The 14,060-nt window shown below is 58.5% G+C and carries 10 protein-coding genes and 2 pseudogenes; 3 read left to right on the top strand and 9 right to left on the bottom strand.

Features of this window, described 5'->3' with window-relative positions; genetic code table 11:
* Positions 1 to 190: 190 nt before the first annotated feature.
* Both AAFG16_RS17880 and AAFG16_RS17875 read right to left on the bottom strand, forming a co-directional pair.
* A complete protein-coding gene (locus AAFG16_RS17880; protein ID WP_342740019.1) occupies positions 191 to 1,108 on the bottom strand; it encodes a TauD/TfdA family dioxygenase in 918 nt (305 codons plus the stop codon).
* A 1,604-nt stretch (positions 1,109 to 2,712) separates the two neighbouring features.
* Entirely contained in the window at positions 2,713 to 2,931 is a 219-nt protein-coding gene (locus AAFG16_RS17875; RefSeq protein ID WP_342740018.1) for a helix-turn-helix transcriptional regulator, read from the bottom strand.
* A 1,099-nt stretch (positions 2,932 to 4,030) separates the two neighbouring features.
* Here AAFG16_RS17875 and AAFG16_RS17870 point away from each other — a divergent pair.
* The 3 genes and pseudogenes from AAFG16_RS17870 to AAFG16_RS17860 all read left to right on the top strand — a co-directional run bounded on the left by AAFG16_RS17870 (position 4,031) and on the right by AAFG16_RS17860 (position 6,848).
* Positions 4,031 to 4,609 (top strand): NYN domain-containing protein, encoded by a 579-nt coding sequence (locus AAFG16_RS17870; protein WP_342740017.1) that lies wholly within the window; start codon positions 4,031 to 4,033, stop codon positions 4,607 to 4,609.
* Between the two features lie 354 nt (positions 4,610 to 4,963).
* Complete coding sequence (locus AAFG16_RS17865; RefSeq protein ID WP_342740016.1) at positions 4,964 to 5,359, top strand: helix-turn-helix transcriptional regulator; 396 nt, start codon at positions 4,964 to 4,966, stop codon at positions 5,357 to 5,359.
* A 269-nt stretch (positions 5,360 to 5,628) separates the two neighbouring features.
* Positions 5,629 to 6,848, top strand: a pseudogene (locus tag AAFG16_RS17860) (IS110 family transposase).
* Between the two features lie 106 nt (positions 6,849 to 6,954).
* Here the strand turns inward: AAFG16_RS17860 and AAFG16_RS17855 are convergent.
* The 7 genes and pseudogenes from AAFG16_RS17855 to AAFG16_RS17825 all read right to left on the bottom strand — a co-directional run bounded on the left by AAFG16_RS17855 (position 6,955) and on the right by AAFG16_RS17825 (position 14,025).
* Positions 6,955 to 7,710, bottom strand: coding sequence for an IS481 family transposase (locus tag AAFG16_RS17855; RefSeq protein WP_342740015.1), 756 nt, complete (start codon positions 7,708 to 7,710; stop codon positions 6,955 to 6,957).
* A gap of 234 nt (positions 7,711 to 7,944) precedes the next feature.
* A complete protein-coding gene (locus AAFG16_RS17850) occupies positions 7,945 to 8,250 on the bottom strand; it encodes a hypothetical protein (protein ID WP_342740014.1) in 306 nt (101 codons plus the stop codon).
* Between the two features lie 101 nt (positions 8,251 to 8,351).
* A pseudogene (locus AAFG16_RS17845) lies at positions 8,352 to 8,588 on the bottom strand (DNA-binding protein); the annotation flags it as partial.
* Positions 8,589 to 8,657: 69 nt separating this feature from the next.
* The gene (locus tag AAFG16_RS17840) at positions 8,658 to 10,241 is read right to left on the bottom strand and encodes a GMC family oxidoreductase N-terminal domain-containing protein (RefSeq protein WP_342740013.1); all 1,584 of its coding nucleotides are present in this window, start codon (positions 10,239 to 10,241) and stop codon (positions 8,658 to 8,660) included.
* A 54-nt stretch (positions 10,242 to 10,295) separates the two neighbouring features.
* Positions 10,296 to 12,128 (bottom strand): ABC transporter ATP-binding protein, encoded by a 1,833-nt coding sequence (locus AAFG16_RS17835; protein ID WP_342740012.1) that lies wholly within the window; start codon positions 12,126 to 12,128, stop codon positions 10,296 to 10,298.
* Positions 12,125 to 13,114: an ABC transporter permease gene (locus AAFG16_RS17830; protein WP_342740011.1), complete on the bottom strand. Its 990-nt coding sequence runs from the start codon at positions 13,112 to 13,114 to the stop codon at positions 12,125 to 12,127. The genes AAFG16_RS17835 and AAFG16_RS17830 overlap by 4 nt, the downstream gene beginning before the upstream one ends.
* Positions 13,039 to 14,025 (bottom strand): ABC transporter permease, encoded by a 987-nt coding sequence (locus tag AAFG16_RS17825; RefSeq protein ID WP_342740929.1) that lies wholly within the window; start codon positions 14,023 to 14,025, stop codon positions 13,039 to 13,041. Before AAFG16_RS17825 ends, AAFG16_RS17830 begins: the two co-directional genes overlap by 76 nt.
* Between the last annotated feature and the right edge of the window lie 35 nt (positions 14,026 to 14,060).

The raw sequence follows: 14,060 nt of genomic DNA, 5'->3' as shown, positions 1-14,060 counted from the left end.
GGTTTGCAACCTGGCACCGAATCCTGCCGCCGCGGCCGAGCGTGCTCGAGCCGTCATTGCCGCCCCTGCATGCCGTGGAAGTTTCGACTGGCCCTGATTAAAGTGCGCGCCGACCAGATCGGCTCGGAGCCCACCCGCAACACGAAGGGCTGCTGCGCCTGAAACCGCGTCATGGAGAGACTTGAGTGACCTACGAGGGTGGCTCCTTGGCGGCCTTTATGCGCATTGAGCTCAATCGACCGTCCGTGCTGACGGGCACCTCGCCAACGACGGTGGTACGCCGAACGACGCGACGCTGGTCGCCATAATCCCTGACCGCATAGTGCTGCGTGGCGCGGTTGTCCCAGATCACCACATCGCCCACCTTCCAACTCCAGCGCACGGTATTTTCGGGGGCGGTGATATGAGACTGGAAAAGGGTGAATAGCCTCTGGCCGCCATATTTCTGAATGCCAACCAAACGTTGCACCAGGTCGCCGAGCACCAGCGCGCGTTCTCCGGTTTCGGGATGGACACGCACGACGGGATGTTCTGTCTCATAGACTGTACCAGCGAACACCTCATCGAGATATTTTTTGTCGGCCTCGCTGTCAGCCATGACGGAGAAGTCGAAAGCATTGCTGTGAACCGCCCAGAGTTGGTCGGCGAGCCGTTGCAACGGCGCAGGAAGGTCCAGATAGGCGGCCACGGTGCTTGACCAGATCGTGTCGCCGCCAAATCGTGGGATCACAACGCCTCGCAGGACCGCGATCTTGGGATAGGCCTCGAAGAACGTCCCGTCGCTGTGCCAGAGGTCGGCTCGGCGAGGGGGGCGCATGGAATCAATCTCAATCATCGATACCGTTCCCTGGATGGCAGCGAGTACCGGGTACGTCATGAGCGTTCCGAAGCGAAAGGCAAAGCGCTCCTGTTCCGCGTTATCGAGATGGCCCTGATCGCGAAAGAAGAGAACCTTGTGCTCGAGGAGCAGTCTGTTGATCGCGGTAATCGTCTCCGGCGGCAAATCACTCGACAGCTTGATGTTGCTGATTTCAGCGCCGATGCGCGCGGCGCGCTTAGCGATATCGACTTGAGGAATGGTGCTGTCGATTGAGGCCGTCTTGATCACCTGGCATTCTCCTGAAGCGGCCCTGTTTGCCGGACCGACCTTTCGGGTTGGGCGCGAATGAGAGAGTGTAGAACCGGATGGCACGTGCAGAAGTTCTCAGAAACCTGAGATCGATGCCTTGCTTCGCGCCTTGCGCAATAACAACGTGACCACGATTGACCTGTACGACGCTTGTTTTCCGTCACTTGACATAACTGGTCACCGCGGACAATTGCCAAGTCTGGCAGTTGACCACGACGAAAGCCTATCCACCTTCATGCAAGATCGAGGATGAGCTTGCCCTCAGCTGAAGTGTATCCACCTGGGTCACAGTTCGGCAGGCGTGGCAGTAGAAGAACCCGCGCTTTCACAGCTTTTTGCGTAGCCGCTGGTGTGTGACGATGTGCAATGGCGATACAGGCATATCCTAGCGATATGGCCTTCGTTACTCGGAGAGTGTGGCCGCGCGAATATGCAGACACCAGCAATCCCCAGCGCTGCTGGCAACAAGATTGTCTCGCGATCGCGTTCTATTCGTTGGCGCGAAGGTCAAATGCCTGCGGTGGCGAGCCAAACCAATGGGCGCCCGTAAAAGCACGTAGATCCAGATCTTCATGGTTTACTCTCTGGCCGGCGTTTGATTGCTCAAGATCCGCCAAAGTTACGATCAATGTGGAAACGTATTGCCGGACTGGTGACAAGCCGACGGATGTTGGCACGAGGCAACAGGCGTTTTCTGCGAGCGAAGTCGAAGTGATGTTGTTTAATGCGCGTTGCCCCCTAGAACCTCGCTCGTGTCGGCGAGTGCAAACACGAGGAGAATCATTGGCGGATTATCATTATGTGCTTCGGCTTGGGTCCACGACTTTAGTCGGTACCAGAACCATGAAGTGGTCATAGGTCGAGAACTAGCAATAGCTCGGATATCGCCAGGTACGTCCCTGCAGGCAGTAAACGTCCTGCCAAGCCGCTATGTGACTTTTGAGCGCCGTGGCGGCGGTGTCGGGCAACCGGTGAGTGTCTCGGTGTGGTCGACGACTTCGCTCAGGGTGTGACCATCGTACGGATTATCGGGTACGAACAGGCGGCCGGTACCCCGGCGACGCTCTCGACATCAGGCTCACCCCCCACTACTTGTCCTTTTTAGCCCGTCGCCGTTTTCGCGCCCGATGGCGTCAAGCAGGTCGTCATAGAAGCAAAGCAGCTTGGCGACATTCGCCTGCGCATGTGTGCAAGGATCCCGCGCCCGCAAGTGGACTACGTGTTTTCAGGGCTGTGAGCTCTCCGTGAATGTGAGCCATCCCAACACACGTTTTCAAAAACCGAAACATGGAACCGGGACTGGCCTTCGTTATAAATGCGCGCGAGATCTTCGACATCGCACATCCTGCCGATCGGCGAGGCAGAGTCGGCTATCTCTAGCCTATCTGCCCGGCTCCTGCCGGTGAGCGCGAACGCGGCCAGATACGCCACGCAAGGGGGCACGACCGGGAGAGTGGTTTCCGATATCGACTGAAGTCCAAATTATCGCGCAAAGTTGAGGCTCAAAACCAGATTTTTTAAACAGCTATCCGTTCCTACGACGCAAAAGCGCCAGCTTGCGACTTTGAGAAAGGTGTTGGCACTCACGCGTCTGGAGGCCGAACGAAGAATTCAAACAGCTGAACGCCCAAGGCCTCAGCGATGCGCTCGAGCAGATCAATCGTCGGGTTTTTCGATTGCCGCTCAAGACCCGACAAGTAGGAGCGGTCAATGCGGGCCTCATGAGCCAATTTCTCTTGCGAAATACCGCGGCTCACCCGGATCCGACGCGCATTCCAAGCCAGAAGTGCACGAGTTTTCATGTACAAAGCATGTCATGAGCTCGGGCGTCAAATCACTGGCTATAATTCCACTATTAGATTTGATGTTGCGCAGGAAGTGCACATAACAGCGCTGCCAGAATCCACGGAACGCCGACAGGAGGCGAGAATGCGCAGTAGCTTTCATAATTCCCCCGACGGCTCAATCAGGTGCTGCGCGATCTGCGGAGGACAGTTCGGACTGATCCCCTAACTACTGCTGGCGGACAGCCCTTTGCTCCAAGAAATGCGTCGACCATTTAAAGCGCGGCGGGAAGCTAACCACACATGGCTTCGCTGGCAGCTGCGACTTGATAGTGGCACCGCGTACCGAACAAAGTTGCTGGGTAATGCATGTGATGACATCGACTTTCTTCCGAATTTGCCTTCGGCTGCGGCCTGCTCCCAGGGCCCTCACCCGCTGCCAATCACACGGATGCAGCACCGCGCCTATGCTGTCGATCCTAGCCGCCATGCTTCCGCCTTTCCTTCTGCGGCTAGGTCACGCGTCGCCAAAGAGGTTTTATCCGACGCGCCCCATTAAGATATCGCAACATTCGATCATATCGTTCAAAAAACTCGATCATCCGATTGGTTCGGCTTTTTGAGAGCGAGTAGAATCGGTTCAAAGGCTTACCAAAAAGCCACCGCCAGGAGAGGGACAATGACCAAGCGCGTGCCCGCCGTCCTCGAAGCGCTTGACTGCTCCAGAGATGCAGCCCCCATGGGGGTGTCCGGCACACCGCCAATGCATTACCGTCCCCTTACGGTGCGTTCTAAGAAGCGGCCCTCTGTCAAAAATGCGATTCTGACGAATCCGCAAGATGTGCGGCGTCTTGCAGATCGATCAACACGAGTGCCTCCACCAAAAGGCATGCTGTTGTTACAAGCTCATTTCAGGCGCTTATGTCTCGCCGGAATTCGTGAAAGCAGCAAAAGAGTAGGCGGGCTAGCAATCCAGGCGTTCCGATTCGCGTCTTAGGTTAATCTTTTTAGACGACTTGGTTCTCTGGTTCGACCCATCAGGCGGCGGCGGGTGCGGTAAAACGGAAGCCTCTAACCTGCGCGGCCCCGCGCCTCGATATTGAAAGATGGAGCAGCAATGTCACCCTTCGACAAGTTCGCGCTCTTTATCGATGGCCCCAACCTCCACGCAACCGCCAAGGCGCTTGGCTTCGACATCGACTACAGGCGCTTGCTCGGGGAGTTTCAGAGCCGCGGCACGCTGCTCCGCGCGTTCTACTACACGGCGATCATCGAAGATCAGGAGTATTCGTCGATCCGGCCGCTGGTCGACTGGCTCGACTATAACGGCTACACCGTCGTCACCAAAGCCACGAAAGAGTTCATCGACGCTACCGGCCGTCGCAAGGTGAAGGGCAATATGGACATCGAGCTCGCGGTCGATGCGATGGAACTCGCCCAGCATATCGACCAGATGGTGCTGTTCTCCGGCGACGGCGATTTCCGCTCGCTCGTCGAGATGGTGCGGCGGCGCGGCGTCCGGGTGACCGTGGTCTCGACCATCGCCAGCCAACCGCCGATGATCGCCGACGAACTTCGGCGACAGGCGGACGAATTTATCGATCTAGCCCTGTTGAAACCGAAGCTTGGTCGCGATCCGTCCGAACGGTTAGGCCCACGTCAGGTGCCGGCCCGCGATCCAGCCGGCGCGGAATAACGAATGATGATTTTAGGCATTTGCGCGACCACGCCTGGGGATCGACGCGCAGCATCCAAGCATGGCGAGAACTCTGTGACGATCCAAGCCCGTGGTAGTTGTGGTGAGGTCTACAATTTTGCCAAATGTGGGAGGCAGGATGTCAGAGACGCCCTTGGCGGGGCGACTTTAGGTAGTCGGCATCAAGGGTGCTTCCAGCGCGCAAATGCGTCTGGATCATCGTGCGATCTTCTTAGGTTACCGTGGTTCACACGACTAACTGACGATCCAAACGAACTGTAACGCGGTACATCGTACACGAATTCCCTGACCTCGGCGGTCCGGGATTCGCGATTTGAAGGACGTGTCACCGGAATGAGTCGATCAGCAACAAAGCAGATGAAACAGCGCAGTGCTGGCAAACCCGACATCGAGTTGGGTAAGCGGATTCGCCTGCGGCGTGTGGAACAGAGGATCTCTCAGACCGAACTGGGCGACAAGCTCGGCGTCAGCTTCCAGCAGGTCCAGAAGTACGAGAAAGGCATCAACCGCGTCGGCGCTGCCCGTCTTCAGCAGATCGCAAACGCGCTCGACGTGCCGGTTACCTTCTTCTACGACGGCGACAACAAGGCGCGCGAGATCGAGAGCCTGCTGCTCCTCGACAGCGTCTCCAGCCTCCGGTTGCTGCGCGCCTATAGCAAGATCAAGAACCAGACCGCGCTACGTCAGCTGGTGTCCTTCATGGAATCGATTGGCAGCAATGAAGACTGAGCGGCACTCGACGTCGGATCGCTGCGGCGCCGATGCGATCGACCAGGCGGCAGCCGGCGGTCGCGACACATGATCCGCCGGCTGGGCCGGGAGAACGCGGGGCACCGGGAGCACGAAGGTGCGGGCAGGCCACATAGACAGTGGGCTGAGAGCCCGAGCTCGTTACATGGCCGCCCCTTGCGACTTTCCCGGATGCGCAGCGAGCGCGGATCAGTAGATGTCGTGTTGCCCGCCAGCTCCCGTTTCGTCAGACCGGAAAGGGAGCAGACATGCGCATTATCGGACTTGATATCCACCGCGCCTTTGCGGAAGCGGTGGCTTGGGAGGATGGCAAACTCAGACGTCTCGGCCGCGTGGACATGCGACGTGCGCTGTTGACCACGTTCGCCAAACGGCTTTCGAAGGACGATGTCGTCGTCGTCGAGGCGACCGGGAATGCCGCAGCGGTCGCGGCGGTCATCGGGCCGCAGGTGAAGAAGGTGGTGATCGCAAACCCAATGCAAGTGCGTATCATCGCGCATGCGAAGATCAAGACCGACACGATTCAACGCCGGCGTTCCTGCCCAACTTTACGCCAGCGGGTTTCTGCCGGAAGTCTGGGTTCCGGACGAACCGACACAGGCGCTGCGCCGGCAGGTGACACGGCGCAACCAGGTCGTGCGACAGCGGTCTGAAGAACATCATCCAGTCGATCCTGCACGCGCATCTGATTCCGTCTTGCCCACATGCCGACCTGTGCGGCGGCAAGGGCCGTGCATGGCTTGCCGAGCAGATCGTGCCAGAGGACGAACGGCTCGCCATCGAACGACATTTGCGCGAGTTCGATCGGCTTGACGAAGATCTCACCGTGATCGAGCGCGACCTCGCCCGTTCGGTACTCGCGGACGACGGCGCCAAGCGGCTGATGACGATCCCAGGTGTCGACATGATCGTCGCGCTTGCGATGATGGCGCCAATCGGCGACGTGGCCCGTTTCAGCGATTCGCAGAAACTCGTCAGCTACCTCGGCCTGAACCCGAGCGTTCGGCAATCCGGGCCAGGTCCGGCCTACCATGGACAGATCACCAAGCAGGGCCGCGGCCATGCCCGTGGCATGCTGGTCGAGGCGGCTTGGGTCGCAGCACGGACACCGGGTCCGCTGCGGGCTTTCTTTCTCCGGGTCAGGGCCCGTCGCGGTCAGCATGTCGCAGCCGTCGCGACGGCCCGCAAACTTGCTGTCGTGATCTGGCACCTGCTGGCCAAGGGCGAGAGCTATGCGTGGGCGCGTCCCTTGCTCCACGCAAAAAAGCTTCGCGATCTCGAACTCAAGGCCGGCCACAAGGCCACACGGCCAGAGGGGGCCGGCGCATGCTTACAACATCAAAAGTTTGCGTGAGGAGGAGCGCCGCTGGGTCGAGCAGGCCGAAACGGCTTATGCGCCTTTGTGACAGGCTGGAATCCGCGCGGACCGAAGAGAGTACGTGCGGGCGCCGCAACTGACGAACGATGATGTTGGCTGCGCGGCAAGCTCTCACCTCTCGCCCTGCTCTTCGCCACCCCGTCGCCCGCCGGGAGAGAATAACCCAAATCCACGAAGAAAGGGCTTGTCGATCACATCAGTGGTCTTGGTGGGTGGGGACTGGTGAAGATTTGGCGCAGGCCGAGGCGCTTGCAGGCGGCCCGGAAAGCCTCGACCGATAGCAAGAGCCGTTGTCGGTCATCACGCGTTCGATGCGAACACCGAGCCTGGCATAGTAAGCGACAGCGGTCTCCAGAAAAGCAACGGCGCCTTTCTTGCGGAGGTTCGCCATGACCTGCACGAAAGCAACGCGCGAGGCGTCATCAATGCAGACGTGGACGAACTCCCAACCGATGCCATGATGGCGATTGACTGCGCCCGGATAGCGTCCGGTGATGCGATGTTCCACGGAACCAATGCGTCCGAGCTTTTTGATGTCGATGTGGATCAGTTCGCCAGGACATTCCCGCTCATAGCGACGCACCGGTTCGGCCGGCTCTAAGGCCGAGAGCTTGTTGAGGCCCAAGCGCTGCAAGATCCGGCTGACGGTTGCGGGCGCTATCCCGACTTCGGCGGCGATCTGCTTCCCGGTGTAACGCTGTCGGCGCAAAGCCTCGACAGCGGCACATGCGGCCGCTGGGGTTTGGCCCGGCAATGAATGGGGCCGTGAGGACCGATCCCGCAAACCATCCACACCTTCTGTGCGGAAGCGCTTAACCCACTTGGCCACAGTCTTCGGCGTGGTGTTGAACCGGCGGGCGGCAGCGGCTTGGCTCAGCCCGCCTTCAACAACACTGCGCACCATCGCCTCTCGACCTTTCGGCGTCAGAGGCGCATTCTTATGAGTGTCCATTCGGTCCCCCTGCGAATCACTGCTTGTTTGGCAACATCAGCGTTCACGGCCTGGGCCGAATGGACAACCTCCTGAAAGTTCACAGCTAGCACGCGTCGTGCTCGACGACGGCGACGATGTATTGGCTCATGACGCAGCTCCCTCGATCGAATCGTTTTCGCGCGCGAGAATCGTCTCGGCCTTCGCGATGGCGGCGTCCGGCCGCCGGCGCCAAAGCTCGACATCCGCTGAGCCTCACTCCGCAGCGTGGGTGAGTATCTTGAGCAAACCGAGCAGCACCTCGAAATGGTGGGTCTTGCGCTGGACCTGCTCGTCAAAACGTGAGGGAAACGTCAGGAGCCGGCCGATATAGGCGGCGTCGCGGCCTTCCCAGGCACCAGTGACATAGGTATCGCCGGATGCTTCAACGTCCGACTTCTTGTCGTCCCAGCCCTCATCGGCGATCGCGAGATCGCAGGCTCGGTCGAGCGTTTCGGCTTCGTAAGTCCGCTGTCGATAGATTGGCAGGCGGTAGGTCGTCTCGGTGGTGAAGAGGGGCACGAGAGCCTCCATAATAATGCAAAGAGCCCGGAAGGAGCCGGGCTTTGGGTTGGATTGGCGGTGAAGGGACGCGGGACGGCCGAAGCCGGCCCGAGCTCGCGCTATTCGGCCGCGATCATGTGCGGATCGTCCGCTTCATCCGCCGGGGCTTCCTCGTCGCCGGTGAGGAATTCCGGCAGCGCCTCGCCATCACCCTCGGGCTCCACGGCGTCGACGGTCGCTGCCTGGTCGATGTTGGCCATCCGCAGAGGCTCGGGCAGCCAGCCGGTTTCGGCCAGGAGGCGTTCGGCCTCCTTGGCCATGTCGCCCTTCTTCAGATGGTCGATGAGCTGGGCGGCCATCCTTCCTATCTGGCACATAGAAGCGCGCCACGGACTTCCTCCAATTTGGATCTACGGAATCACGACTTACGGATGGATGAGATCTGCTGCCCTCTCTCCGATCATAATAGACGTCGCGTTGGTATTCCCAGCGATATGACGAGGAAAGATGGAGGCGTCCGCAACCCACAAATTCTCAGCACCTCTCACTCTGAGAGAAGGCGTGAGAACCGCACGATCGTCTGTTCCCATGCGGCAAGTTCCGACGGGATGGAAGAAGGGGACAGTCGCTTTCCGAACATAGGCTTCGTCTGCCTGCCGCCCGGCCCCCGGTGCGGGTGCGTCCCTGAACTTGACGACATGAGAGCCAAACGGGGGCATAGAGCAGATCTTCCGGACCCATTCCAGTCCCCGCATAACTCCCTCGAAGTCATCAGGATGTTCGATCAAGCGCGGAAAGATGGCGATTGGAGCGAGAGGATCGTTCGATCTTAACTCGAGATGCCCCGTGCTTTTCGGATAATTCACGTTCACCAGGATAGTCACTAGGTTGGCTCTCGGGGTTTTCAGCCTTCCATTCTCCTTGGTGAGGCCGAACGGGAAGAGGTGAAATTGCAGATCCGGTTCAGCAAGCTCAGGAGACGATCTGAGAAAGGCGAGGACTTGCGCCGTAGGCACGCTCATGAACCCCGACCGTTTGAAGACCCAATTCGCCAAGGCGAGTGTACCCCTTACGGGATGCGACAGTGCATTCGCGGTCTCTACATCGAGTTCGGCAAGGACATACAGGCCCGGGTGCTCCATCAAATTTCGTCCAACCTCAGGATTTTCCACGCGGGGAATAATGCCATGTCTTATGAGATGACGGGGATCACCGACACCGGAAAGCATCAACAAGTGGGGCGAATTGATCGAGCCCGCGGAAAGAATAACACCTTTTCTTGCGATGACGTCGAGGTGTTGTCCGCGATGCGTGGCGGCAACGCCCGTGGCGCGCGCCTTGTCAAACAGAATGTGGCGAACGATTGTGTCATCCAAGAACTTCAGATTAGTTGCTGACAGCTTTGGCCTTATGAAAGCCTCGAAGGCCGAAAGCCTGCACCCGTCGCGCGTCGATCCTTGGTTCCAGGCAACTCCCTCGTGCGAGGCACCATTCAAATCCTCATTGAAGGGAATGCCAACGGCTTGAAAGCTGTCGATAAACTTCTGTGAAATGGGGTGACGCCAACGTAAAGCCGAGACCCGTTGGGGTCCGAGCCCTCCGCGAAATTGACTGTCTCTGTCCTGATCGGCAGTCTCCATTTTTCGGAAGTACGGCAACACATCCTTCCATCCCCATCCTCTATTGCCCAGCGTTTCCCAAGCGTCATAGTCCCGCGCAGCGCCGCGGATGAAGATCATCCCATTTATCGCAGATGACCCTCCCGGCACCTTACCACGCGGCCAGTCCTCGACTACACCACCTCTGCTCGGATCAGGCTCTGTCTTGTAAGCCCAATCGTACCGTCTATTCCCGATCGTATAGACGAGGGCACCCGGAATATGAGACAGATTGAGACGCTCCTTCTTCCCGGCTTCCAGCAACAGGACCGATTGGTTTCGCTCAACCAATCGCGCCGCCAGAGGACATCCCGCACTTCCGGATCCTACGACAATGTAGTCAAACTCCATGCTGTTCACTCTTCGAATAGGAGCGCCACTGGATGGCCGCGCAATCCTGCAAAGTCATTGATGGTGCGGGTCTATTTCTGTCAGATGGCAAGCAGCCAATTCATCGCGTCCGCGTGCCGCGAGCGGCGGATCATCAATGGCGCACTTATCGAGCGCGAACGGGCAGCGTGGTCTAAAACTGCAGCCTGCTGGGATGTGGATTGGGTTGGGCGGCTCACCTTCCAGGAGGTAGGTCTCAGCCTTGAAAGGACGTTCCTCAACCGCCGGTACCGCGCTCAAGAGCGCACGGGTATAGGGGTGTCTCGGCTCGATGAAGGTGGTCCGATTGTCAGCCAGTTCCACGACGCGCCCCAGATACATCACGGCGATGCGATTGCAGGCTCGCCGCACCATCCCAAGATCGTGTGAGATGTAGATGTAGGTAATTCCGCGTTGGTCCTGAAGCCGCTGAAAAAGGGCGAGCAGCTTGCGCTGCTCGACCTGGTCGAGCGCCGATAGCGTCTCATCAAGAATGAGCAACTCGGGATCGAGAACGAGGGCCCGGGCAATATTCACACGTTGACGCTGCCCGGCGCTGAGTCCAACCGGAAGTTTGCCGAACAGGTCGAGAGACAGTCCAACTTCCTGCATGGTCGCCGCGACGTGATCGCGGATCTCGAAACGCGACATCCCTCCATGGACGAAGAGAGGTTCGGCGATGGTTCGCCCGATCGAAAGATGAGGCGGAATGGAGCTAAACGGATCTTGCAGGAGAAGCTGGAATTTCCTGCGGAGCGCCAATAGGCGCTTGGCCTTCATAGACGCGATATCTTCGCCCATGAACAAGATCTGCCCTGAATCCGGGACCTCCAGGCGGCTCAGGAGACGCGAAAGCGTTGACTTCCCGCATCCGGATTCGCCGACGATCGCCAAATTGTCACCCCGTCGGACATCAAACGAAGCATCCCGCACCGCATGCACGAACTGGCTTGCAAAGATCTTGTTTTTATCCCTCGTGGGATAGATCCGGCTGACGTTTCGCACCGACAGGATGACGTCCTTGGCGGCAGGTGACACCTCATCTGCAACGGCCTCAGTCGAGCTCTGCCATATGCGGGGGATGTCCGCTATTAGCTGCTTTGTATAGGCATGTTGCGGAGCCGCGAGCAGCTGCTGAACGCTTTGAGTCTCAACGACGCGGCCGCCTGCGAGAACAAGAACGCGGTGTGCGATTTCGTTGATGATTCCGAAAGAAGACGAGACGAACAGGATCGCCGTTTTGAAATCCCGCTGCAACTCGCGCAGTAGCCGAAGGATTTGAGCGGCGACAGTCACGTCAAGAGGTTGCGTTATGTTGTCAGCGACCAGAAGGTCCGGGTTCGTCACGAGAGCATCAACGATCAGAGCGCGCTGCATCATTCCACCGCTGAACTGGAACGGAAACTCCTCAAACCGCTGTTTTGCGCCCGGCATCTTTACGGCGTCGAGCAGGCGTATGACACGTCGCTTTGCTTCGCCATCGGAGATACCTGGCTCTATGGATTTGAGTTTTTCAACGATTTGCCGGCCAACCGGAAGGGTTGGATCGAGAGCACTGGCGGGATCGGAGCCTATGTAGGCGATCTTGCGCCCGCGGAGCGCCTGCATTTTTGCCCGGGGTAGTCTCAGAAGATCATTGCCGCGATAGCTGATAGCGCCCGATTCGATTTTAAGTGGGCTGGTGACCCACCTGACAAGCGTCCGCGACAATACCGTCTTTCCCGAGCCGCTCTCGCCGATTATGCCAAGCACTTCGCTTTCATCGATGCTCAGATCGACATCGGTGAGCACGGCGCGCATTCCGCGCGACCCGAGATCAAGGGTGACGGTCAGATTACGGACGTCAAGAATGTTGACCGGCGATATCATCCGAATCCCAGCAAGATCTTGTTGCGAGATCGCTCGAGAGCTCCTCCCATGATATTGATGCAACAGAGTGTGATCGCGAGCAGGAGGCCTGGCACCGTGGTGATCCACCAGGCGTTCAAAATGTATTTCGTGCCATCGGCGATGATGGTGCCGAATGTCGGGGTGGGCGGCTGAATGCCGATCCCGATAAAGCCCAGCACAGCCTCGAAAATCATCATGCGGGCAATGTCCAGGATTGCCACGAAGGCGATCGGAGGCAAGATATTGGGTGCGATATGAACGAGTAGGATCCGCGCGTCTGAGGCGCCGATAATCTTTATCGCTCGAACATACTCTTTGCGGCGCTCGGATAGTGTCACGCTGCGCGCTACGCGAGAATACGCCGGCCAGCCGGCAAGAATCAGAACAAGAACGATGGTTAGCGGAGTGGGGCGCGAAACGCCGAGAATTGTGATCGCCAGAATAATCGCGGGAACCGACATCTGCGCGTCTGTGATCCGCATCAAGAGCAAGCCAACCCATCCGCCGAAATAACCTGAGATCATGCCAATGGCTGAGCCAAGGATGAACATTCCTGCAACGCTCGTGATTCCGATCAGCAGGGCATTCCGAAGACCGATGAGGGAGCGCGTAAATAGATCACGACCGAGTTGATCGGTGCCAAACAAATATGGCCAGCTCGAATGATCCAGCAGTGCCGGCGGCAGGAACTTCTTGCTGACATTGAATTGGGTGGGCGACAGATCGAGAATGTAGGGCCCCAAGACAGAAAGGATGATCAGCAGGCAAAACAGGGCAAATCCAATCTTGAATTCAGTTGTCCGCCATGCCTGGGCAAAGATGCTGGCCGCGATGCCCCGACCTCGTGTTACCGCCGGGCTCTCGGTCTTGGCCGCAATTTCCGTCGACGCTAGTATTGGAGCCTCCTGTCGATCGCCATTGCTGCAAAGTCGACGAGAATATTGACCATCACCAAGGCAGCACAAGCGAGGATCGCGATGGCCTGGATGACAGGAAAATCCCGTTGAAAGACAGCGTTGATCATCAAGAGGCCGACGCCGGGATAGTTGAAGACGTATTCGACAACGAATAGGCCGCCCAGCAAAAGCCCGATCGCCTGTATGCCGAGCACATTGAGGACAGGGATGCTGGAATTGCGCAGCACGTGCGCCACAATCATTCGGCTACGCGACAGACCGCGAATCTCACCCTGCGACACGTATGGCTCGATCAGATTTCCGCTCACGGCGACCGAGATGGACCGGATGAGGGTCGGAGCAAGCTCGATCGCGAGAACAACGGCGGGCAAGATTGCGTAGCTCGGCCCCTGATAGCCGATCGCCGGCAGCCATCCGGCCTTGGCAGAGACGAGAAAGATGAGAACAAGAGCTAACCATACATTGGGGAGTGAGACCAGGACGGAAGCCACATGCAGTGCGAGCCGATCCGGCCAGCGTCCCGATCTCAAGCCCGCGGCTATGCCGATCGGGAGCGCGATTCCCAAGGCAAAGAGCAACGCAAGGCCAGCAAGGAGCAGACTGTAGGGCAGAGCGGTTGTGATGAGGCCCAAAACCGATGCACGGTTGGCGGCATCGAAAGTCGAGCCGCCTCGCGAGCCGCCAGTGCTACCGCCTTGTGCGCTTCTGACGAAAGAGCTCCCGAAATCCCCCGTCAAGATTTGCGCGACATAGCGGCCGAATTGAACCGGGATTGGATCCCTCAGGCCCATATCTTTTGCGGTCTGCTCTGCAACAGATGCTGACACCATCGGCCCCAGCATCATACGCACCGGGTCGCCGGGAACGACGCGCAGCAGCGTAAAGATGAGCATGGCCACGAGGACGACCAATACCAACCCTTGCGCAATGCGCCGAATGAAGAAGTCGATCGCAAACAACATGTCGGCTCCTGTCTTCTGCCAACGACTTTTGC

Origin of the sequence: Bradyrhizobium sp. B117 (assembly GCF_038969555.1) — a bacterium.
Taxonomy (GTDB): domain Bacteria; phylum Pseudomonadota; class Alphaproteobacteria; order Rhizobiales; family Xanthobacteraceae; genus Bradyrhizobium.
Note: the sequence above shows the minus strand (reverse complement) of the source record. Positions and strands in the feature narration are given on the sequence as shown.

Coding starts and splice junctions, on each gene's coding strand:
- AAFG16_RS17875 (WP_342740018.1), bottom strand. CDS start 2,931: ATGAAAACTCGTGCACTTCTGGCTTGGAATGCGCGTCGGATCCGGGTG.
- AAFG16_RS17870 (WP_342740017.1), top strand. CDS start 4,031: ATGTCACCCTTCGACAAGTTCGCGCTCTTTATCGATGGCCCCAACCTC.
- AAFG16_RS17865 (WP_342740016.1), top strand. CDS start 4,964: ATGAGTCGATCAGCAACAAAGCAGATGAAACAGCGCAGTGCTGGCAAA.
- AAFG16_RS17855 (WP_342740015.1), bottom strand. CDS start 7,710: ATGGACACTCATAAGAATGCGCCTCTGACGCCGAAAGGTCGAGAGGCG.
- AAFG16_RS17840 (WP_342740013.1), bottom strand. CDS start 10,241: ATGGAGTTTGACTACATTGTCGTAGGATCCGGAAGTGCGGGATGTCCT.
- AAFG16_RS17835 (WP_342740012.1), bottom strand. CDS start 12,128: ATGATATCGCCGGTCAACATTCTTGACGTCCGTAATCTGACCGTCACC.